This is a genomic window from Rhodovulum sulfidophilum DSM 1374, assembly GCF_001633165.1.
GTDB classification, from domain to species: domain Bacteria; phylum Pseudomonadota; class Alphaproteobacteria; order Rhodobacterales; family Rhodobacteraceae; genus Rhodovulum; species Rhodovulum sulfidophilum.
On the sequence record NZ_CP015418.1, the window covers coordinates 1,942,656 to 1,963,949 of the forward strand.

Annotated in this window: 21 protein-coding genes; 6 read left to right on the plus strand and 15 right to left on the minus strand. The window is 67.0% G+C overall.

Annotation, left to right across the window (positions count from 1 at the left end; translation table 11 throughout):
• Positions 1-4: 4 nt before the first annotated feature.
• The 4 genes from A6W98_RS09230 to A6W98_RS09245 all read right to left on the minus strand — a co-directional run bounded on the left by A6W98_RS09230 (position 5) and on the right by A6W98_RS09245 (position 4,267).
• Positions 5-1,405, minus strand: coding sequence for a pyruvate dehydrogenase complex E1 component subunit beta (locus A6W98_RS09230; RefSeq protein ID WP_042460632.1), 1,401 nt, complete (start codon positions 1,403-1,405; stop codon positions 5-7).
• A 15-nt stretch (positions 1,406-1,420) separates the two neighbouring features.
• Entirely contained in the window at positions 1,421-2,431 is a 1,011-nt protein-coding gene (gene pdhA, locus A6W98_RS09235) for a pyruvate dehydrogenase (acetyl-transferring) E1 component subunit alpha (RefSeq protein WP_042460635.1), read from the minus strand.
• Between the two features lie 140 nt (positions 2,432-2,571).
• Entirely contained in the window at positions 2,572-2,874 is a 303-nt protein-coding gene (locus A6W98_RS09240) for an FtsB family cell division protein (RefSeq protein ID WP_042460638.1), read from the minus strand.
• A gap of 202 nt (positions 2,875-3,076) precedes the next feature.
• The gene (locus tag A6W98_RS09245; protein WP_042460641.1) at positions 3,077-4,267 is read right to left on the minus strand and encodes a phosphoglycerate kinase; all 1,191 of its coding nucleotides are present in this window, start codon (positions 4,265-4,267) and stop codon (positions 3,077-3,079) included.
• Between the two features lie 147 nt (positions 4,268-4,414).
• On the opposite strand from A6W98_RS09245, the gene A6W98_RS09250 reads away from it, so the two are divergent.
• On the plus strand, positions 4,415-4,921 hold the full coding sequence (locus tag A6W98_RS09250; protein ID WP_042460644.1) for a peptidylprolyl isomerase: 507 nt from the start codon (positions 4,415-4,417) through the stop codon (positions 4,919-4,921).
• On the plus strand, positions 4,914-5,465 hold the full coding sequence (locus tag A6W98_RS09255; protein ID WP_042460647.1) for a peptidylprolyl isomerase: 552 nt from the start codon (positions 4,914-4,916) through the stop codon (positions 5,463-5,465). The genes A6W98_RS09250 and A6W98_RS09255 overlap by 8 nt, the downstream gene beginning before the upstream one ends.
• Positions 5,466-5,635: 170 nt before the next feature.
• On the opposite strand, the gene tyrS is transcribed toward A6W98_RS09255, so the two are convergent.
• Positions 5,636-6,889 (minus strand): tyrosine--tRNA ligase, encoded by a 1,254-nt coding sequence (tyrS, locus tag A6W98_RS09260; RefSeq protein WP_042460649.1) that lies wholly within the window; start codon positions 6,887-6,889, stop codon positions 5,636-5,638.
• A 66-nt stretch (positions 6,890-6,955) separates the two neighbouring features.
• On the opposite strand from tyrS, the gene A6W98_RS09265 reads away from it, so the two are divergent.
• Positions 6,956-8,050: an anhydro-N-acetylmuramic acid kinase gene (locus A6W98_RS09265; RefSeq protein WP_042460652.1), complete on the plus strand. Its 1,095-nt coding sequence runs from the start codon at positions 6,956-6,958 to the stop codon at positions 8,048-8,050.
• Positions 8,051-8,067: 17 nt separating this feature from the next.
• Here the strand turns inward: A6W98_RS09265 and A6W98_RS09270 are convergent, their stop codons facing one another.
• On the minus strand, positions 8,068-8,496 hold the full coding sequence (locus A6W98_RS09270) for a cupin domain-containing protein (RefSeq protein ID WP_042460655.1): 429 nt from the start codon (positions 8,494-8,496) through the stop codon (positions 8,068-8,070).
• Between the two features lie 316 nt (positions 8,497-8,812).
• On the opposite strand from A6W98_RS09270, the gene A6W98_RS09275 reads away from it, so the two are divergent.
• Positions 8,813-9,052, plus strand: a complete 240-nt coding sequence (locus tag A6W98_RS09275) for a hypothetical protein (protein ID WP_042460657.1) — start codon at positions 8,813-8,815, stop codon at positions 9,050-9,052.
• A 110-nt stretch (positions 9,053-9,162) separates the two neighbouring features.
• Here the strand turns inward: A6W98_RS09275 and eno are convergent, their stop codons facing one another.
• The 9 genes from eno to mazG form a co-directional block, all read right to left on the minus strand.
• On the minus strand, positions 9,163-10,440 hold the full coding sequence (gene eno, locus A6W98_RS09280; RefSeq protein ID WP_042460661.1) for a phosphopyruvate hydratase: 1,278 nt from the start codon (positions 10,438-10,440) through the stop codon (positions 9,163-9,165).
• Positions 10,441-10,488: 48 nt separating this feature from the next.
• A complete protein-coding gene (locus A6W98_RS09285; protein WP_042460665.1) occupies positions 10,489-11,364 on the minus strand; it encodes a DMT family transporter in 876 nt (291 codons plus the stop codon).
• Between the two features lie 104 nt (positions 11,365-11,468).
• Positions 11,469-12,449 (minus strand): zinc transporter ZntB, encoded by a 981-nt coding sequence (locus tag A6W98_RS09290; protein ID WP_042460667.1) that lies wholly within the window; start codon positions 12,447-12,449, stop codon positions 11,469-11,471.
• 2 nt (positions 12,450-12,451) lie between these two features.
• Positions 12,452-13,717 carry a cation:proton antiporter gene (locus A6W98_RS09295; protein WP_042460670.1) on the minus strand — a complete coding sequence of 422 codons (1,266 nt, stop codon included), beginning with the start codon at positions 13,715-13,717 and terminating at the stop codon, positions 12,452-12,454.
• 129 nt (positions 13,718-13,846) lie between these two features.
• The gene (locus A6W98_RS09300; protein ID WP_042460673.1) at positions 13,847-15,286 is read right to left on the minus strand and encodes a protein adenylyltransferase SelO; all 1,440 of its coding nucleotides are present in this window, start codon (positions 15,284-15,286) and stop codon (positions 13,847-13,849) included.
• A gap of 124 nt (positions 15,287-15,410) precedes the next feature.
• Complete coding sequence (locus tag A6W98_RS21915; protein ID WP_231098409.1) at positions 15,411-16,160, minus strand: VPLPA-CTERM sorting domain-containing protein; 750 nt, start codon at positions 16,158-16,160, stop codon at positions 15,411-15,413.
• A gap of 514 nt (positions 16,161-16,674) precedes the next feature.
• A complete protein-coding gene (locus tag A6W98_RS09310) occupies positions 16,675-17,616 on the minus strand; it encodes a nucleoside hydrolase (RefSeq protein ID WP_042460679.1) in 942 nt (313 codons plus the stop codon).
• Between the two features lie 116 nt (positions 17,617-17,732).
• Complete coding sequence (locus tag A6W98_RS09315) at positions 17,733-18,740, minus strand: Fe(3+) ABC transporter substrate-binding protein (protein WP_143540857.1); 1,008 nt, start codon at positions 18,738-18,740, stop codon at positions 17,733-17,735.
• A 123-nt stretch (positions 18,741-18,863) separates the two neighbouring features.
• Positions 18,864-19,703, minus strand: coding sequence for a nucleoside triphosphate pyrophosphohydrolase (gene mazG, locus A6W98_RS09320; RefSeq protein WP_042460682.1), 840 nt, complete (start codon positions 19,701-19,703; stop codon positions 18,864-18,866).
• A 120-nt stretch (positions 19,704-19,823) separates the two neighbouring features.
• Here mazG and speB point away from each other — a divergent pair, with 120 nt between their 5' ends.
• On the plus strand, positions 19,824-20,804 hold the full coding sequence (gene speB / locus A6W98_RS09325; protein WP_042460685.1) for an agmatinase: 981 nt from the start codon (positions 19,824-19,826) through the stop codon (positions 20,802-20,804).
• Positions 20,801-21,280, plus strand: a complete 480-nt coding sequence (locus tag A6W98_RS09330; RefSeq protein ID WP_042460688.1) for a DUF1499 domain-containing protein — start codon at positions 20,801-20,803, stop codon at positions 21,278-21,280. Before speB ends, A6W98_RS09330 begins: the two co-directional genes overlap by 4 nt.
• Positions 21,281-21,294 lie beyond the last annotated feature (14 nt).

The window sequence follows — 21,294 nt, forward strand, 5'->3', positions numbered from 1 at the left end:
CTCCTCAGCGATAGGTTACGGCGCGGGCGGCCTCGATGACCTCTTTCGTGGTCACCAGCGCCAGCTTTTCCAGGTTGGCGGCATAGGGCATGGGCACGTCCTTGCCGGTGCAGTTGATCACCGGCGCGTCGAGCCAGTCGAAGGCCTCCTGCATCAAGACGGCCGAGATGTGGTTGCCGATCGAGCAGACCGGGAAGCCTTCCTCGACGGTGACGCAGCGATTGGTCTTCTTCACGCTTTCGATCACGGTCGCGGTGTCGAGCGGGCGCAATGTGCGCAGGTCGATCACCTCGGCCTCGATCCCGTCCTTGGCAAGCGCGTCTGCCGCCTCGAGCGTATGGGTCATGCCGATGCCGAAGCTCACCAGCGTCACGTCCTTGCCCTCGCGCCAGATCCGGGCCTTGCCGAAGGGCACGGTGAAATCATCCATCACCGGGACATCGAAGCTCCGCCCGTAGAGGATCTCGTTCTCGAGGAACATCACCGGGTTCGGATCGCGGATCGCGGTCTTGAGCAGGCCCTTGGCATCGGCGGCGGAATAGGGCTGGACCACCTTGAGGCCGGGGATATGCGCGTACCAGGCGGCATAGTCCTGGCTGTGCTGGGCGGCGACCCGGGCGGCGGCGCCGTTGGGGCCGCGGAACACGATGGGACAACCCATCTGGCCGCCCGACATGTAAAGCGTCTTGGCGGCGGAGTTGATGATCTGGTCCATCGCCTGCATGGCGAAGTTGAAGGTCATGAACTCGACGATGGGGCGCAGCCCGCCGAAGCCGGCACCGACGCCGAGACCGGCAAAGCCATGCTCGGTGATCGGCGTGTCGATCACCCGCTTGGAGCCGAATTCGTCAAGCAGCCCCTGGCTGATCTTGTAGGCGCCCTGATATTCGGCGACTTCCTCGCCCATCAGGAAGACATCCCCGTCCCGACGCATCTCTTCGGCCATTGCGTCGCGCAGCGCCTCGCGCACGGTGGTCGATTTCATCTTCGTGCCGGAAGGGATCTCGGGGTCTGCCGCCGGTGGCTTCGCCTTGGCCGGGGCGGAAGGGGCTGCGGAGGGGGCGGCGTCGGGCGCGGAGCCTCCGTCGGAGGCCGCCTTGCCCGCCGCGTCGGCCGCGGGCGCGGCCTCCTGCGCGGCCTTTGCGGCCGCGTCGGCATCTTCGCCCTCTTCGACCAGCACGGCGATGGGGGTGTTGACCTTCACCCCCTCGGTGCCCGCCGCGATCAGGATCTTGCCCATGATCCCTTCGTCGACGGCCTCGAATTCCATCGTCGCCTTGTCGGTTTCGATCTCGGCCAGGATGTCACCTGCCGTGACGGTATCGCCTTCCTTGACCAGCCATTTCGCCAGCGTGCCTTCCTCCATCGTCGGAGAGAGGGCGGGCATCAGGATTTCCGTTGCCATGTCTGTCTCTCCTCCTCAGGCGTTCTGCGGCGCCGTTTCGGCATATATGTCGGTATAAAGCTCGTCGACCGGCGGCTCGGGGCTTTCCTTGGCGAACTCGGCGGCCTCGTTGACCACGGCCTTGATCTCCTTGTCGATCTCCTTGAGCTCGTCTTCGGTCGCGTGCTTGCCCTGCAGGATCAGCTCGCGCACATTCTCGATCGCGTCGCGTTCCTCGCGGATCTTCTGGACCTCTTCGCGCGAGCGGTACTTGGCCGGGTCCGACATCGAGTGGCCGCGGTAGCGGTAGGTCATGACCTCGAGGATATAGGGGCCCTTGCCCGCGCGGCAGTGCGCCACCGCCTTCTCGCCGGCGGCCTTGACCGCGAGCACATCCATGCCGTCGACGGATTCGCCGGAAATGCCGTAAGCCGCGCCGCGTTCCCAGAAATCCGGGCTTTTGGTCGAACGCTTGACCGAGGTCCCCATCGCATACTGGTTGTTCTCGATCACGAAAATCACCGGCAGGTCCCAGAGCTGTGCCATGTTGTAGGTCTCGGCAACCTGGCCCTGGTTCGCGGCGCCGTCGCCGAAATAGGTGAAGGTCACCCGGCCATTGTCCTTGTACTTGTCCGAGAAGGCCAGGCCCGCGCCGATCGGCACCTGGGCGCCGACGATCCCGTGACCGCCATAGAAATGGCGCTCCTTCGAGAACATGTGCATCGACCCGCCCTTGCCCTTGGAGTAACCGTCCTGGCGGCCGGTCAGCTCGGCCATCACGCCTTTCGGGTCCATGCCGCAGGCCAGCATGTGGCCGTGATCGCGGTAAGAGGTGACGCGCTTGTCGCCCTCTTCGGCCGCGGCCTCGAGGCCGACGACGACCGCCTCCTGGCCGATATAGAGGTGGCAGAACCCGCCGATCAGCCCCATGCCGTAAAGCTGGCCCGCCTTTTCCTCGAAACGCCGGATCAGCAGCATTTCGCGGTAATAGGTCAGAAGCTCTTCCTTGGAGATGTTCGGTTTTGCGGGCGGTTTTCGCGTGGCCATCTGGCAGCGCCTCCCATGCGCGGAAAATGGTTTAACGTTAAACGAAAATATATCAGAGCGGTTCTAGGAATGCGAGGGCTTTTTCCCCGGCCGGGTTTCAGGGCGGATAGGGCAAGGAATATGAGAGACGGGGAGGGGGCTCAGCGCACCACGATTTCGTCGGCGCGGATCAGGCCCAGCACGCTGCGGGCGCGTTCGTCGAGCAGGTCGAGATCGAGATAGCTGTCGGACAGCCGGCGTGTCTTGTTCGAAATGGCCTCGAGCTCGGCTTCAAGCTCGGCTTTCCGCGCCTCGAGTTTGGCGGCATCCGCTTCGATCTGGATGCGACGGAACAGGCCGTAATCCCCCTGCACGGCGGCAAAGGTGAAATACATCGCCAGCGAGAAACTGACGCCGATATAGACAAGCGCCCCCCAGGCGGGGCGCAGACGCGTCGTGGCCATGACCCTGCCCCTGCTGGCCGCGTCCCATGCGCGGCTCGCGGCAGTCTAGGGCAACCGATTCGTGTTGGGAATCGAAATCTGGGCGCGCGCGGATCACAAAGCCGGTCTCAAAAACAAGGCCCCAGCGGCAAGCTGCGTCATCTTGCGCGGAACATGCGCGCGCCCCGGTCCGATCCGGCGCGCGCGCATGCAGGCATTCGGATCAGTCTTCCAGCGCGGCCACACCGGGCAGGGTCTTGCCTTCCATCCATTCGAGGAAGGCGCCGCCCGCAGTCGAGATATAGCTGAACTTCTCGGCCGCGCCCGCGCCGTTCAGGGCCGCAACGGTGTCGCCCCCGCCCGCGACCGATACCAGCTGCCCGGCCTCGGTCAGCTCGGCGGCCTTCTTGGCGGCGGCATTGGTGGCGGCATCGAACGGGTCGATCTCGAAGGCGCCGAGCGGGCCGTTCCAGATCAGCGTCTTGCACTTGTCGAAGACCTCCTCGATCAGCTCGACCGATTGCGGGCCGGCATCGAGGATCATCGCATCGGCGGGGCAGGCATCGGCCGCAACCGTCTCGTTCACCGCGCCGGCCCGGAATTCGCGCGCCACCACGACATCGACCGGCAGCACGATCTGACAGCCCGCCGTGTCGGCCTTGTCCTTGATGTCGCGCGCGGTGCCGGTCATGTCATGCTCGCACAGCGATTTGCCGACATTGATCTCCTGGGCGGCGAGGAAGGTGTTGGCCATGCCGCCGCCGATCACCAGATAGTCGACCCTGCCGACGAGATTGCCGAGCAGGTCGAGCTTGGTCGAGACCTTGGCGCCGCCCACCACCGCGACCAGCGGCCGGGCCGGATTGCCGAGCGCGCCTTCCAGCGCCTTCAGTTCGGCCTCCATCAGGCGGCCCGCGCAGCAGGGCAGCAGCTTGGCGATGCCCTCGGTCGAGGCATGGGCCCGGTGTGCGGCCGAGAAGGCGTCGTTCACGTAGATGTCTCCGAGCGCGGCCATGGCGGCGGCCAGGGCCGGGTCGTTCTTCTCTTCGCCCTCGTGGAAACGGGTGTTTTCCAGAAGCAGGATGTCACCTTCGCTGAGCGCGGCGACGGCCTGCTTGGCGGGCAGGCCGATGCAGTCATCGGCAAAGATCACGCCGCGTCCGAACACCTCTTCCAGGGCGGGCAGGGTGATCTTGAGGCTCATCTCGGGCACGACCTGCCCCTTGGGGCGGCCGAAATGGGCCAGCAGGACGGGCTTGCCGCCCGCCTTGAGAATGTCGTCGACGGTCGGCTTGATCCGTTCGATCCGGGTCGCGTCCGTCACCCGGCCATCCTCGACCGGTACGTTGATATCCACACGGACCAGGACCACCTTGCCGGCAAGGTCCATGTCGTCGAGGGTTTTCCAAGCCATGCATTGTCCTCCCGAAGGGCTCACGTTGGCGTTAATTCGCCCGAAGTGTCGGAAAGGTCAATGCCCGGTCCCGTTCCTGCCCCTTTTCATCGCCTTTCCGCCGCACTAGTGTCTCGGCCCGACAGAGATCCCGAGGAGGAACCGGCCATGGCCGAGATCAAGGACCCCGAGAACACCATCATCATGGAGCTGAAGGGGGGCCGCGTCACCATCGCGCTTCTGCCCGAGGTCGCGCCCAAGCATGTCGAGCGGATGAAGGCGCTCGCCCGGGCCGGAGCCTATGACAATGTGGTGTTTCACCGCGTGATCGAGGGCTTCATGGCCCAGACCGGCGATGTGGCGCATGGCAATGCCGAGAAGGACTACAACCCCCGCCGCGCCGGGACGGGCGGGTCCGATCTGCCCGACCTGCCCGCCGAATTCTCCAAGCTGCCGCATGACCGCGGCACCCTGGGCGCGGCGCGCTCCGCGAATCCGAACTCGGCCAATTCGCAGTTCTTCATCAACTTCTCCGACAACCATTTCCTCAACGGCCAGTACACCGTCTATGGCCGCGTCATCGAGGGCATGGAGCATGTCGACGCCATTGTCCGGGGCGAGCCCCCGGCCGATCCCGACCGCATGATCAGCGTCAAGGTGGCAGCGGATGCGTAAGCTTCTGGTCGCGCTGCTCTGCACGCTTGCAGGCCCGGCGCTGGCGACGGGGCTCGATATCCAGATCGCGGGCGAGGGGGCGAATGGCACGGTCCATGTCGAGCTGTTGGACGATGTCGCCCCCGATCATGTCCAGCGCATCACCGAGCTGGCCCGCGAGGGCGCCTATGACGACGTCGTCTTTCACCGGGTGATCGACGGGTTCATGGCCCAGACCGGCGATGTCGAATTCGGCAAGTTCGGCATGGACATGCGCCGCGCCGGCACCGGCGGGTCCGACCGCCCCGATCTCAAGGCCGAATTCTCGGACGAGAGCTTCGATCGCGGCGTGGTCGGCATGGCGCGCTCGGCCAATCCCGACTCGGCCAATTCGCAGTTCTTCATCATGTTCGCTCCGGCGCCGCATCTGAACGGCCAGTACACGGTCGTCGGCCGGGTGACCGAGGGCATGGACGTGGTCGATGCGATCAAGCGCGGCACGGGCCGGAACGGCGAGGTGATGGGCCAGCCCGACCGCATGGTCAAGGTCAGCGTCACCGACTGAGGCGCGCCGCGCCTGGAAACTGGAGGCGCGCCGCGCCTGGAAACGAAAACGGGCGGGGCCATCTGGCCTCGCCCTTTTTTCGTGCCTTGAGCTGCCGCTCCGGGGCCTGAAGACAAGGGCGCCGCGCGGGTTTCCCGGCGCGGCGCGTCTTTTCCCGGTGGCCTTCGGGCTCAGCCGTCCAGCCGCACCAGGGCGTGGCGCTTCTTGCCTGCCGACAGCTTGATCGGCTCGGCCAGCATCGCGGCATCGACCATCAGCCCGGCATCGGTCAGCGGCGCGTCATTCAGCCGCGCGCCGCCCTCGGCGATCAGCCGCTTGGCCTCCTTGCCCGATTTGGCAAGCCCGGCCCGGGTGAGGAGCTGCGCCACCGAAATGCCCTCGGCCAGCTCGCCTGCGCCCAGGGCGACCGTCGGCAGATCCTCGCCCGTCCCGCCCTTCTCGAACACCTCGCGGGCGGTGGCCTCGGCAGCCTCGGCCGCGGCGCGGCCATGGGCCAGCGCCGTCACCTCGTTGGCCAGCACGATCTTGGCATCGTTGATTTCCGATCCCGCCAGCGCGCCCAGTCGTTCGCATTCCTCGACCGGCAGCTCGGTATAAAGCTTGAGGAACCGGCCGACATCGGCATCGGTGGTGTTGCGCCAGAACTGCCAGAACTCGTAGGGGCTCAGCATGTCGCCGTTCAGCCAGATCGCGCCGCCCTGGCTCTTGCCCATCTTGCGGCCATCCGAGGTGGTCAAAAGCGGCGAGGTCAGCCCGTAGACCTCGCTTTCGAGGATGCGGCGGGTCAGGTCGATGCCGTTGACGATATTCCCCCACTGATCCGAGCCGCCCATCTGCAACCGGCAGCCGTAGCGGCGGTTGAGTTCGAGGAAGTCATAGGCCTGCAGGATCATGTAGTTGAATTCGAGAAAGCTCAGCGACTGTTCCCGGTCGAGCCGCGACTTGACCGAGTCGAAGCTCAGCATCCGGTTGACCGAGAAATGCCGGCCGATATCGCGCAGGAAGTCGAGATAGTTGAGCCCGTCCAGCCATTCGGCGTTGTTCAGCATCAAGGCGTCGGTCGGCCCTTCGCCATAGTCGAGGTATTTGGCGAAGACGTCCTTGAGCCCGGCGATATTGGCGTCGATCTGTTCGGGGGTCAGCAGCGGCCGTTCATCCGAGCGGAACGAGGGATCGCCCACCTTGGTGGTGCCGCCGCCCATCAGGGTGATCGGCCGGTGGCCCGTCTTCTGCAGCCAGCGCAGCATCATGATGTTGAGCAGATGCCCGACATGCAGCGACGCCGCGGTGGCGTCATAACCGATATAGGTCGTGACCACCCCCGTCGACAGAGCCTCGTCCAGGCCCTGATAATCGGTGCAGTCGGCCAGGAAGCCGCGTTCGATCATCACGCGCAGGAAGTCCGATTTCGGGTGGTAGGTCATTGCCTCTTGTCCCTTGGGTTCACATTCCGCCGTGATATATCGGCGGCAGGCAGTAAGGGAAAGACCATGATGCAGACCGGTCCGGTGCGGGCCTTGGGAACCATGTCGGGCACCTCGCTCGACGGTGTCGACGTGGCCCTGGTCGAGACCGATGGCGAGACGCTCGCGGGCTTCGGCGCCACCGGCTACCGGCCCTATGCGCCGGAAGAACGCGCGGTGCTGGCCGCGGCGCTCGGCCGCTGGCCGGGCGAGCCGGGCGTGGCCGAGGCGGCGCGGGTGGTCGAGGCGGCGCATCGCGCGGCGATGGCGCCTTTCGCCGGGGCGGCGCTTGCCGGGATGCATGGCCAGACCCTGGCACATGACCCGGGCGGCCGCGGAACCCATCAGGCGGGCGACGGGGCCGGACTTGCCCGCGCGCTCGGGATGCCGGTGGTCTGGGATTTCCGCAGTGCCGATGTGGCGGCGGGCGGGCAGGGGGCGCCGCTGGCGCCTTTCTTCCATTTCGCCTGCGCGCGCCGGGCCGGGCTGAGCGCGCCGGTGGCCTTCCTCAATCTCGGCGGCGTCGGCAATCTCACGCTGGTCGATCCGACCCGCGACCGGCCCGAGGCCGAAGGCGCGCTTCTGGCCTTCGATACCGGCCCGGCCAATGCGCCGATCGACGATCTGCTTCGTTCCCGCTGCGGCCAGCCTTGCGACCGCGACGGCGCGCTGGCAGGCGGCGGCAGGATCGACGATGCCGTGCTGACCGAGTTCCTCGCCCATCCCTATTTCCGCAAGCCGCCACCGAAATCTCTCGACCGGAACGATTTCGCGGGGCTGCTCGACGCGGTGGCGGGCTGTAGCGATGCCGATGCCGCTGCCACGCTGACGGCGGCCGTCGCGGCGACGGTGGCGGTCGGGGTCGGGCTCTGCCCGCACCGTCCTGCCCGGCTGCTGGTCACGGGCGGCGGGCGGCGGAACCCGGTCCTGATGCGGATGATCGCCGAACGGACGGGGCTTGCGGCCGAGCCGGTCGAGGCGCTGGGGTTCGATGGCGACATGCTCGAGGCGCAGGCTTTCGCCTTTCTTGCGGTGCGGGTGGCCCGCGGCCTGCCGACCTCCTGCCCCGGAACGACCGGCGTCGCCCGGCCGGTCTCTGGCGGACGGATCTCGCAGCCCTGAGTGTCGGGCCCGCGGTATCAGGCCCGCGGGATGTCGAAATCGGGCGGCGCCATCTCGAATCCCTCGAAGCGAAAGCCCGGGCTGACCGTGCAACTGACCAGCGTCCAGGCCCCGAGCGGCCGCGCGGCCTGCCACTGGCCCGCGGGCACCACCGCCTGCGGCCGCGCGCCTGCCGTCAGATCGGGCCCGAGCACAAGCTCCCGGGCAGGGCCTGCCGCGGTCGCGGCAAGGCTCAGCTCAAGCGGGTCGCCCGCGTGATACAGCCAGATCTCGTCGGCATCGACCCGGTGCCAGTGGCTCCGCTGGCCTTCGGTGAGCAAGTAGTAGATGGCGGTCCCGGAGGGGCGGCCACCGGGCGCGGCCGGGGCGACCCAGGTTTCGCGGTACCAGCCGCCCTCGGGATGGGGCGCCAGACCGAGCGTCGCGATGATCTCTTCGGCTGTCATGGCCCGACCCTACGTCCGCGCCCGTCCTGCGCAAAGCGGTTTCATGGCCAGAGCGGCGGTCATCGGCGGCGGCTATCCGGAGCCTTGGGAGGGGGCAACCGCATCCGAAGCCGTCGGCCAGCCTTCGCCGGAGCGGCGGCCGAAGAGCGCGAGAAGGCGATGAATCCCGGTGCGAAAGGTGATAAGAGGCAGGCCGTCACGACACTGGAAAACGCGCGGAACCGTCTCCGCAAGCTGCATCTTCGGGAACGGCGATCCGGAACCGGGTCGGCGGCGCTTTCCTGTTGTCGCCATGCAAGGGGAATGAAGAACAAGCATGACACAGGAAGATACCGCGCCATCTCAGCGCGAAACATTGTCGAGCGACGATATTGTGTCGCGAATACTGGGGTTTACCCTTTTCTGCATGGGGTTTTCACGCGCCCCGGCTGACCAGGTCGCACGCGGTCGCGGCTGGCTGGACGAGGCCGGGCAGCCCACTGCCGACGGGAAGGCTCTGATCGAGGCCCTCATGAGCCGTGATTCGGCCTATGGCATCTACAAGATGGTATACTGATGTAGACAAAGCCCCGCAAGCCCGATCTGCGACCGCGCGTCGCGGGTCGGCAGGAAAAAGGCGCGTGCCCCGAAGGGCCGCGCCTTTGTCGTTTCGAGAGGCGGTGAAGCTCAGCCGCGCAGGATCGAGGTCCCGGCATATTCGGCGGTTTCGCCCAGCATCTCCTCGATCCGGATCAGCTGGTTGTATTTCGCCAGACGGTCCGAGCGCGACAGCGAGCCGGTCTTGATCTGGCCGCAATTGGTGGCGACCGCCAGATCGGCGATGGTGGCGTCCTCGGTCTCGCCCGAGCGGTGCGACATCACGTTGGTGTAGCGCGCGCGATGGGCCATATCGACGGCCTTCAGCGTCTCGGTCAGCGACCCGATCTGGTTGACCTTCACCAGCAGCGAGTTGGCAATGCCGTCCTTGATGCCGCGGGCCAGGCGCTCGGGGTTGGTCACGAACAGATCGTCGCCCACCAGCTGGACCTTGCCGCCCAGTTCCGAGGTCAGCAGCTTCCAGCCTTCCCAGTCATCCTCGGCGCAGCCATCCTCGATCGAGATGATCGGGTAGTCGGCCAGCAGCTTGCCCAGATACTCGACATTCTCGGCGGCGGTGAGGCTGAGGCCTTCGCCCTTCATCTCGTATTTGCCATTCTCGAAATATTCGGTCGAGGCGCAGTCGAGGGCGAGGCAGATGTCCTCGCCGGGGGTGTAGCCGGCCTTCTCGATGCTTTTCAGGATGAAGTCGAGCGCATCGCGGGTCGAGTTCAGCGCCGGCGCAAAGCCGCCCTCGTCGCCGATGGCGGTGTTGTGGCCGGCCGCGGCCAGTTCCTTCTTGAGGGTGTGGAAGACTTCCGACCCCATGCGCACGGCGTCGCGGATATTGCCCGCGCTGACCGGCATGATCATGAATTCCTGGATGTCGATCGGGTTGTCGGCATGTTCGCCGCCATTGATGATGTTCATCATCGGCACCGGCAGGACGCGGGCCGAGGTGCCGCCGACATAGCGGTAAAGCGGCTGGGCGGTGAAATCGGCGGCGGCCTTGGCGGCGGCAAGCGACACGCCGAGAATGGCATTGGCGCCGAGGCGGCCCTTGTTCTGGGTGCCGTCAAGCTCGATCATGGTGCCGTCGATGGCAACCTGCTCGGTCACGTCGAAGCCCACCAGCGCCTCGGCGATCTCGCCATTGACGGCGGCGACGGCATCCAGAACGCCCTTGCCCATGTAGCGGGTCTTGTCGCCATCGCGGCGTTCGACGGCCTCATGGGCGCCGGTCGAGGCGCCCGAGGGCACGGCGGCCCGGCCCATGGTGCCGTCCTCGAGGATCACGTCGACCTCGACGGTGGGGTTGCCGCGGCTGTCGAGGATCTCGCGGCCGATGATGTCGATGATGGTGCTCATGGGGGGGCAGTCCCTTTCTAATGCACGAAGAAAAACTTGGGCCGAGTTCTAGCGTCCGGCGCGGCGAAGGGAAAGGGCGCGTTCGCGCCAGAGGGTATAGAGCCCCGAAGAGATGATCACGGCGGCCCCGACCAGGGTCATCGTGTCGGGATGCTCGCCGAAGGCGGCCATGGCGATGACGAGGGCGAAGATCAGCCGCGTATAACGGAAGGGCGTCACCACCGCGACATCGCCGATCCGCATGGCCTCGACGATGGCGTAATAGCCCGAGACCCCCATCACCAGCGCCCCCAGAAGCGACAGCGCGTCGGTGCGGTCGATCGCCACCGGCCCCTGGACGAATGTCATCATCACCAGTCCGATCGGCACCAGCATGAAGAAGCCATAGGCCGACAGCTGCAGCGAGCCCACATTGCGCGGCGTGGCCCGGGTCGCGAGATCGCGCAGCGCCAGTCCGAAGACCGCGACCACCGCGAAGATCGAGGCCGGTTCGAAACCGTCGAGCCCGGGGCGCACGACGATCAGGACGCCGGCGAACCCGACAGAGATCGCGGTCCAGCGCCGCCAGCCGACCTGCGCCCCCATGAACAGGGCTGCGCCCAGCGTGACGGCCAGCGGGGTCGCCTGCAGGATGGCCGAGGCCGAGGCCAGCGGCGTCAGCGCGATGGCGGTGACATAGCAGAGCGTGCCGACGATCTCGCCCGAATTGCGCAACAGGACGGGGCGGCTCAAGAGCGCCCGCGACCACAGCCGCTGGCCGCGCCGAAGCGCCATCAGCGCGAAGATGATCCCCCCGCCCATGCCCAGAAGCGTGAGGATCTGCCCGATCGGCAGCGTGGCGGCCACCTTCTTGACGAACATGTCCTCAAGGGCAAACGCGGCCATTGCCGCGACCATCAGCATGATGCCGCGCATGTTGTCCATTTTTCAGGCGTCCTCAGGAAAGGGTGTCTGTCCCGATTATCGGGCCGGGGCGCGGGAGGGAAGTGAAATCGCCATCTGCCCGGCCCGCCGGGCAAGGCCCGGGCTCAAAGCCAGCGCAGCAGGCGGAACAGCGCCAGCAGCCCGAGCGCCAGGGCCACATTCGCCGCCGAGAGCAGCGCGAAGGCCCAGGGGCTGGCGGTGCCCGGCATGCCTGCGACATTCACCCCGAACAGCCCGGTCAGGAACCCGAGCGGCAGGAAGATCGCCGCCACCACCGACAGCACATAGCCGTTCCGCGCCATCGCCGTGCCGCGCTGGCCTTCCAGATGGTCGTGCAGCGCCACCAGCCGCGCCGTCACCGCGTCGAGCTCCTCGACGGTGCGCGCCGCGCGGTTCGCGCTCTCGCCAAGGAGGATGCGCGCCTCGGCATCGATCAGCCCGGGCCCGCTCGAGCCTTCCGAAAGGCGGACCAGCGCCTCGCGCTGCGGCCCGGCATGGCGGCGCAGCCGGATCGCCTTGCGGCGCAGCGATGCCAGCCCGTCGGCCGCGTCGTCCTCCTCGCGCTCGAGGATGGCCTCCTCCAGCGCGTCGGTCTGGTCCTCAAGCTCGACCGAGACCGCCTCCAGCCGGTCGGTCAGCCCCTCGGCTATTTCGGCGAGGAAGGCGCCGGGGGAGGCCGGAGCGGTACCGCTCTCGGCCGCGCGACGCAGGTCGTCGAGCGCGAAGACCTTGCTTCGGCGCACGCTGACCACCAGTCCGGGGCCGACCCAGAGCCGAAGCGAGACCATGTCCTCGGGCTCGGCGCCGGGATTGAGGTTGACGCCCCGCATGTTGACGACGAGCCCGCCTTCGAGCGAGGTGCAGCGCGGCCGGGTTTCGGTCTGGACGATCGCGGCGGCGGCCACGACCGGCAGATGCGCCTCGGTCCAGTCGACCAGCGCCGGGTCGGTCAGTGCGAAATGCAGCCAGCGCCAGGCCGCGCCGGGGCCGGGTGCCGCGTCGGGCCAGGGGTCGGCAACCGGCCTTGTGCTGCCGTCGGGGCCGATATCGAAGGCGGCAAGCGGCTGGAGAGGGGCCGTGCTCATGCCTAGACCAGTTCGGGTTCGCGGCTGAACCGGCGGGCAAGCGCGCCCACCGTCAGCCCCTGCACGAGGATCGAGAAGACCACGATCACGTAGGTCGCGGTCAATATCAGCGGCTTCCAGTCGCTTTCCGGCAGGCTCAGTGCCAGCGCGACCGAGATCCCGCCCTTGAGCCCGCCCCAGGTCATGATCGGGATGGTGCCGCGGTCAAAGCCCTGACGGCGCCCGATCAGCAGCACCGGCACAGCGACCGAGACCAGCCGCGCCAGCAGCGCCAGCGCCACCGCCCCGACCAGCGTCGCGATGCCGTCAAGCGCGAAGGCCACCGCGAAGACCTCGATGCCGATCAGCAGGAACAGCACCGCGTTGAGGATCTCGTCGATCATCTTCCAGAACGCATCGACATATTTCCGGGTTTCCTCGGACATGCCGTATTTCATGCCGACATGGCCGATCATCAGTCCCGCCACCACCGCCATGATCGGCGCCGAGACCCCGGCGGCCACCGCAAGCTCGTAGCCGCCGAAGGCCAGCGCCAGCGTGATCAGGACCTCGAGCGCGTAATCGTCGATCCGGCGCATGACGCGGAAGGTCAGCCAGCCCAGCACCCCGCCCAGAACCGCGCCGCCCACCGCCTCGCGCAGGAACAGGATGGCGGCCGCCGCCGCCGCGCTGTCGCCCGCCGCCGCGCCATGGCCGTCATGGGCCGAGGGGAAGGCGAGCCCGACAAGGATCAGGAAGACCACATAGGCCACGCCGTCATTGAACAGGCTCTCGCCCGCGATGGTGGTTTCCAGAGACCGGCTCAGCCTTGCGTCGCGCAGCACGCCCAGCACCGCGACCGGGTCGGTCGGCGAGACGATGGCGCCGAACAGCACCGCCAGCAAAAGCGGCATGCCGGTCAGCCAGGAGAAGCCGACCCCCACCACCGCGACCGACAGCGCCACCCCGATGGTGGCCATGATGAAGACGCTGGGTGCCTGGGCGCGCAGGTCTTCCACCTTCACATGCAGCGCCCCGGCAAAGAGCAGCAGCCCCAGCATGCCTTCCAGCAACGTGTCCGAGAAGTCGATCCCCCGTACCAGCCCGGTCAGGCTGTCGCCGATCCCGAGCCCGGGCATCAGCGCGTCGAGCGCCATCGCCGAAAGCGAGACGATCAGGGCCACCAGCAGGATGCCGATGGCCTGGGGCAGGCGCAGGAGAAAGTAGTTTATCGTGCCGAAAAGCGCGGCCAGCACGATCAGAAGCGAGGCGATCTGCAGCAGGGACATGCCGTGGTCCAGAGGTCGGGGGTGAGAGTCGGAAACATCGGGTCGCCGACATGGCTAGCCCGAACTCCGGACGGGGCAAAGCGGAATATCCCGGGCCCACGCGCGCCTCCCCGGGATGCGGGCCCAGGATCAGGTGCCGCAGAAGGTCTGCAGCACCTCTTCGCCGGCGGCGGGCGGGTCACGCAGGTCGTCGGCGCCGGTCTGGCTGTCGAAGGGGCGTTCCAGCACGTGCTGCAGGCGCTGGAACGGGCCGAGATCGCCCCCGGTCGCGGCCGAGATCGCCGCCTCGATCCTGTGGTTGCGCGGAATATAGGCCGGGTTCGCGGCGCGCATCCGGGTCTCGGCCTCTGCCTGCGGCGTATTCTCGCGGGCAAGCCGGGCCTGCCAGCGCCCGGCCCAGGCCTCGAAGCCCGCGCGGTCGCCGAGGCCCGCTCCGGGACGGCCCTCGGCGAGATCGCGGAAGCTGTTGGTGAAATCGGCCCGCTCGGCGGCCATGAGATCCAGAAGCCCGTGGATCAGTTCGGCATCTTCGGGCTCGGCCCCGGCCAGCCCGATCTTGGGGCGGAACACGTCGAGCCAGGCCGCCTTGAAAAGGTCGGGAAAGCCGTGCATCGCGGCGGTCGCTTCCTCGATCGCGCGGTCGCGGTCCGGATCGATCAGCGGCAACAGGGCACTGGCCAGCTGCGCCAGGTTCCAGGCGACGATATCGGCCTGGCGCGCATAGGCATAGCGGCCATAGGCGTCGATCGAACTGTAGACCTGCTCGGGCCGATAGCCGTCCATGAAGGCGCAGGGGCCGTAATCTATGGTTTCGCCCGCAACCGAGGTATTGTCGGTGTTCATCACGCCATGGATGAAGCCCACGCCCATCCATTGCGCGACCAGTCGCGCCTGCGCGGCCAGCACGGCGCGGAGCATATCAAGCACGGTTTCCGTCTCGGGGTAATGACGGGCCATCACATGGCGCGCCAGCGCCTCTAGCGCGTCGGTATCCTGACGCGCCGCGAAATACTGGAAGGTGCCGACGCGGATATGGCTCGCCGCGACCCGGGTCAGCACCGCGCCGGGCCGGACTGTCTCGCGGATCACCGTCTCTCCGGTCTCGACCGCGGCCAGCGCCCGGGTGGTCGGAATGCCAAGCGCATGCATCGCTTCGGAGACCAGATATTCCCGCAGCACCGGGCCGAGCCAGGCCCGACCGTCGCCCATCCGCGAATAGGGGGTGCGGCCCGCGCCCTTGAGCTGGATGTCATGGCGGCTGCCATCGGGCGCCAGGATCTCGCCCAGCAGGATCGCCCGGCCATCGCCGAGCCGGGGCACGAAGCCGCCGAACTGATGCCCGGCATAGACCTGCGCCAGCGGATCTGCGCCGTCGGGCAGCCGGTTGCCTGCCAGCATCCGGACGCCGTCTTCCGAGGCCAGCGCGGCGGGATCGAGGCCGAGCGTCTCGGCCAGCGCGCTGTTGAGCGCGATCAGGCGCGGCGCGCGCACCGGTTGGGGCGGTTGGCGGCTGTAGAACCGTTCGGGAAGGCGGGCATAGGAATTGTCGAAGCGGATCGAAAGGGTCATGCCGGCCAGATAGGCCGCGCGCCGGGGCTTTCCAGCGGGGCGTGATGACAACGAAAAGGCCCCCGGACGAGCGCCGGAGGCCTTGCGTGTCGGGACGACGGAACCTGACGGTTCGCGGCGGTCCTCAGCTTTTCTTCTTGCGACGCAGCGCGGCCAGCCCGCCGAGCCCGCCCAGCAGCATCAGGCCCGCCGCCGGCACCGGCACCGGCGCAACATCGACGCTGGCCACGATACTGAGATGCGCCCAGCTATCTTCGTTCAGGGTCCAGAGCCCCGAAATAGCATCGAACGTGCTGTCGCTGCCATCGTCGAGAACGAACGAATAGCCCGTGACCGTCAGGCCTTCGCCCAGATCGAGCGGCAGGACCGAGCCATAGTCCAGGTCGCTGAAGATCAGGCTGGAAATCGAGTCGCCCGGCGGGTTGATATAATTGTCGATCGAGAAAGAGAGCGCTTGGCTGGTCGCCGACAGATCGGTCGGCTGGGCATAGTCTATGCTCATGTTGGCGTTGAGACCGAATTGCGAGTCAGTGCCACCATAGTACGGCGCAGGATCGGCCCGCGAAGAGGCATTGTACCAGGAAACCTTGCCGACGGTGACCTCGCCTGCGGTGGTGACGTCCTCATTGAAGTCGACAGTCTGGATCGTGAGCTTGCTCTGGTCTTCTGTGAAGGCCCCGATGCATCCGATAAAGCAAAAGCTGTAGCCCGTATTGTCGCCCGGCCAGATGGCCGTCGATCCGCTGTTGCCGTAGACGTTGGTCCCATTCACCACGCCAGTGAATTCGCCGCTCGTCTGACCGCTCATCGTGGCGGCCTGCGCGCCGACGGTCATCATTGCGGCAATCGCAGTTGTTGTAAGAAGTGTTTTCATAACTTTACCCCGTTAATGAACAGACAGGAGACCCCCATTAATGCGATGAAGTGCGCCCGCCAGCCCGGCCGCTAACACATTATTGATGGGCAAGGTAACCTTTTTATTTAGTATGATTTGAATGGGGCGGGGTGGCTCGGATGTACGGATCTCGCCGGGCCGCTCACTGCTTTTTCAATCATGTTCATGTGCCTGCAAGACTTTCGGAGGCGAGGGAGGCACCCATGACGTAGCGGATGCGGGCCTGTTCCGGAGGGCATCCTGGACCTGCCTGTTCGGACGGTGCATACGCGTCTCTCCGGGGGGCACTATTGCGGCATCAGAGTAACCGGTGTCAGCGTCTTTGCATCCCGGGCAAGACGCTCGAATGATCTCCTTTTCAAGCAGTTGGCTTTTGCTGCATGTGGAATGCAGGTTTTGGAGGGGTATTTGCAGCCTTGGCGAGATAATCTTGGGCTTTAAGTTGAATTCGGCGCGTTTCCACCGGCCATGCCCTTGTTATTGTGAAATTCCCTCATGTCAGTCGGGCAAGTCTTTCTGTCAGCAGCCCGAAGAAGCCATCGGCGTCGAGATCGCCCATGAATGTGGCATTCGGCGCGCGGCCCGATACCCCCCACCAGTCGGCCACGGTCATGCCGCGGGTAAAGCGGCCCTCGGTCTCGATCTCGACATTGACATGGCGGCCGCGGAACAGCTCGGGCCGGATCAGATAGGCGGTGACGCAGGGATCGTGCAGCGGCGCGCCCTCCGAGCCGTATTTCTCGCGGTCGTAGCGTTCGAAGAAATCGGTCATCGCGGCGACGGCCCGGCCGACCGGCGTGCCGAGCGCGCGGAAGGCCGCGTTGCGCGGCGCGGTGACCAGCGCCTTGTGGGTCACGTCCAGCGGCATGACGGTGATCGGGATGCCCGAGCCGAAGACGATGGCCGCAGCCTCGGGATCGACGAAGATGTTGAATTCGGCCGCGGGGGTGATGTTGCCGACCTCGAAATAAGCTCCGCCCATCAGCACGATCTCGCGGATCCTGGGCGCGATTTCGGGGGCCTCGCGCAGCGCCGTCGCGATATTGGTCAGGGGCCCCAGCGGGCAGAGCGTGATCTCGCCCTCGGGGGCGGCGCGCAGGGTCTCGATCAGGAAGGCGACCGCATGGGCCTCTTGCAGCGGCATCGTCGGCTCGGGCAGGGTAGGGCCGTCGAGCCCGGTTCTGCCATGGACATGCTCGGCGGTGACGAGCTGTCCCGCCAGCGGCCGGTCGCAGCCCGCGAAGATGCGGATGTCGCGTCGCCCGGCCAGTTCGCAGACCATGCGCGCATTCTTCTGGGTCAGCGCCAGCGGCACGTTGCCCGCGACGGCGGTCAGGCCCAGAACCTCGATCTCGTCCGGGCTGGCCAGAGCCAGCAGAATGGCGACGGCGTCGTCCTGGCCAGGATCGGTGTCGATGATGATCTTGCGGGGCATGCGTGGTCTCCGGGAAAGCTGGCCCTGCAACGTGGCGCGGGCGCGCCGGCATGTCCAGCGCGCCCGCCTTTCGGGGCAGCGGCCCCGTCCCGCGGGGGCCTGTGCCCGAAACCTGCTCAGCCGTCGAAATCGACTTCCTCGACCAGCCGCAGCGCCGCCGCACGGTCGCGCGACAGGGCGATGAGGTTCACGTCATCGGCGGTGAAGCTGCCCCAGCTCTTCACGAGATCCGACGGCTCGGTGCCGGGCACGACCGGGTATTCGTAATTGACCTCGGCATAGATCTCCTGGGCGTGGTCGGAGGTGAGGTATTCCATGAATTGCAGGGCTTCCTCGCGGTTCGGCGCGGCCTTGGTCATGGCGATGCCCGAGATGTTCACATGGGTGCCGCCGCCCTCGAAGGTGGGGAACAGCACATTGACCGATTTCGCCCAGGCCTCCTGCTCGGGGTCCTTCAGCATCTGGCCCATGTAATAGGTATTGCCCAGCGAGAGGTCGCATTCGCCGGCCCAGATCGCCTTGACCTGCGCCCGGTCGTTGCCCTGGGGCTTGCGCGCGAGGTTGGCCTTGACGCCTTCGAGCCAGGTCTTCGCGGCCTCCTCGCCATGGTGGTGGATCATCGCCGCGACCAGCGCCAGCGTATAGGCATGGGTGCCCGAGCGGGTGCAGATCCGGCCTTTCCATTTCGGATCGGCCAGTTCCTCATAGGTGGTGATCTCGGAGGGATCGACCCGGTCCTTGGCGGCATAGACGATCCGGGCGCGGGTGGTGACGCCGAACCAGTGATTGTCGGCATCGCGGAAGGCCGCCGGGATCTTCTCGACCAGGGTGTCGCTGTCGACCGCCTGGGTCACGCCAGCATCGACCGCCGCGGCAAGCCGCGCGACATCGACCGTCAGGATGATATCGGCCGGGCTGCGCGCGCCCTCGGCCTGAAGCCGCTCGACCAGGCCCTTGTTGAGAAAGGCGATATTGGTGGCGATGCCGGTATCCTCGGTGAAGGCGTCGAGGATCGGCTGGATCAGCTCGGGTTGACGATAGGAATAGATATTCACATCGGCCTGGGCAGTCGGGGCCAGCGTGGCCGCCGCGGCGGTGGCCGCAAGGGCAGTGCGCAAGGTCATGGGGTCTCCTGTCCGGTCTGGTGCGTTCCGGTCAGGGTTAAATCCGACAATTTTTGTCGGGTCAAGGCGCCGCAGGGGGTGCCCGCTCACATCCGCTTGATCGGGCGTGAACGGGTCTCGGGCTCAGCGCCCGGTCTGGTCCGGGGCCTTTTCCTCGGCCTTCACCGCATCCCAAAGCGCGTCCATCTCGGCCAGGTCCGAGTCTTCGGGGCGCTTGCCCATGGCCGCGAGCCGCGCCTCGATCCCGTTGAACCGGCGGGTGAATTTCGCATTGGCGGCGCGCAGCGCCTCTTCGGGCTCTATCTTCAGGTGACGGGCCAGATTGGCCACCACGAAGAGAAGATCGCCGAATTCCTCGAATACCTCGGCCTGGGTCAGGGTCTCGCGCGCCTCGACCAGCTCCTGCGCCTCCTCGACGATCTTGTCGATGACCTGCGCGGTTTCGGGCCAGTCGAAGCCGACCCGGGCCGCGCGCTTCTGCAGCTTGACCGCCCGGGTCAGCGCGGGCAACGCCAGCGCCACGTCGTCCAAGACGCCCCTGGCCTCTTTGTCGGCCCGCTCGGCCGCCTTGATCGTCTCCCAGTCGCGGGTCTGCTGCTCGGCCGATTTCTCGCGATCCTCGGCGCCGAAGACATGCGGATGCCGCGCCACCATCTTGTCCGACACCCGGTCCGCGACCGAATGAAAGTCGAACAGCCCGGCCTCCTCGCCCATCTGAGCGTGATAGACCGATTGCAGCAGCAGATCGCCCAGCTCGCCCTCCAGCTCGTCCCAGGCCTCGCGCTCGATTGCATCGGCGACCTCATAGGCCTCTTCGATCGTGTAGGGCGCGATCGAGCGGAAATCCTGTTCGATATCCCAGGGGCAGCCGGTCTTCGGGTCGCGCAGGCGCCGCATGATTTCCAGAAGGCGCGGCAGGCCGCCCTTCGGGTCACGGATCAGGCGGTCGGAATCCTCGGTCATCTGGGCCTCGCAATCTGGCATCGGCAGGAGTTGGACAAAGACAGGCCGGGGTGTAAAGCCGGGGCTGGAGAAAGGGAACCCGCGCGCTATCCTGCACGGGGCGCGCAGGAGGGTCCGGCCATGGCACTGGAAGACGCGAAATCCGAGGTCGATGCGGCGATCACCCGCAAGGGGCATCGCGGGCTTGCCTATGAGAACGCCTTCGCCGGCGTGACCTCGTTCCTGCGCCGCAGCCTGACCAAGGATCTTGCGGGCGTCGATCTGGCGGTCACCGGCATTCCCTTCGATCAGGCGGTGACGAACCGGCCCGGCACCCGCTTCGGGCCGCGCGCGATCCGCGAGGCCAGCACGCTGCAGGCCTTCGATCGGCCCTATGGCTGGGGCTACAACCCGTTCGACGCCTTCGACATCGTCGATTACGGCGACATGGCCTTCGATTATGCCAGCGTGGCCGAGTTTCCGGCCCGGGCCGAGGCCCATGTCGCGGGCATCCTCGAGGCGGGCGCGGCCTGCATCGCGTTGGGCGGCGATCACTCGGTCTCGCTGCCGCTGCTGCGCGCCCATGCCGCCCGGCACGGGCCGCTGGCGCTGGTCCAGTTCGACGCCCATACCGATACCTGGGCCGATGACGACATGGCCCGGATCGACCATGGCACGATGTTCGGCAAGGCGGTCAAGGCCGGGCTGATCGATCCGGCGCGCTCGGTCCAGATCGGCATCCGCACCGACAATCCCGACAGGATGGGGATCACCGTGCTGGACGCGCCCTTCGTGCATGAACACGGCCCCGCCGCCATCACCGCCCGGGTGCGCGAGATCGTGGGCGAGGCCCCGGCCTATCTCAGCTTCGACATCGACGCGCTCGACCCGGCCTTCGCGCCGGGCACCGGCACGCCGGTCTGGGGCGGGCTGAGCAGCGCCCAGGCGGCCGCCATCCTGCGGGGCCTGCGCGGGCTCAACATGGTGGGCGGCGATGTGGTCGAGGTCTCGCCGCCCTACGATCCGGCCGGCGTCACCGCCATTGCCGGGGCGCATGTGGCGGTCGAGCTCATCTGCCTCTGGGGCTGGACCCGGCGCCCCGATGCCGAGGATGGCGCATGAAGATCCTTCCCCTTGTCCTGCTGGTTCTGGGGCTTGCCGCCCTTGGCGGCGCGGTCTGGTTCCGCACCGTTCCCGACGATCCGGCGGTCTGGCATGTCGACCCGCTGACCGCGACGAAACCCGCCACCCCCAATGCGGCCCTCGTCCGTCCCGAGGGCGGCGACCGCGCCGCCCCGGTCTATCCGGTCACGCCCGAGGCGCTGGCCGAAGCCTTCGATGCGATGGCGCTGGCCCAGCCGCGCACCTCCCGGATCGCGGGCAGGCCCGACGATCTCTTCATGACCTATGTCCAGCGCTCGGCGCTCTGGGGCTTTCCCGATTACATCTCGGTCCGCATCCTGCCCGCCGAGGGTGGGGCAACCTGGGCCGCCTTTTCGCGCTCGCGCTACGGCCATTCCGATCTTGGCGTGAACGCGAAGCGCCTTTCCGACTGGCAGGCCGCGCTCGAGACCCGGCTGGCCCGGCCTGCCTCTTGACCGTCCCCCGGCTT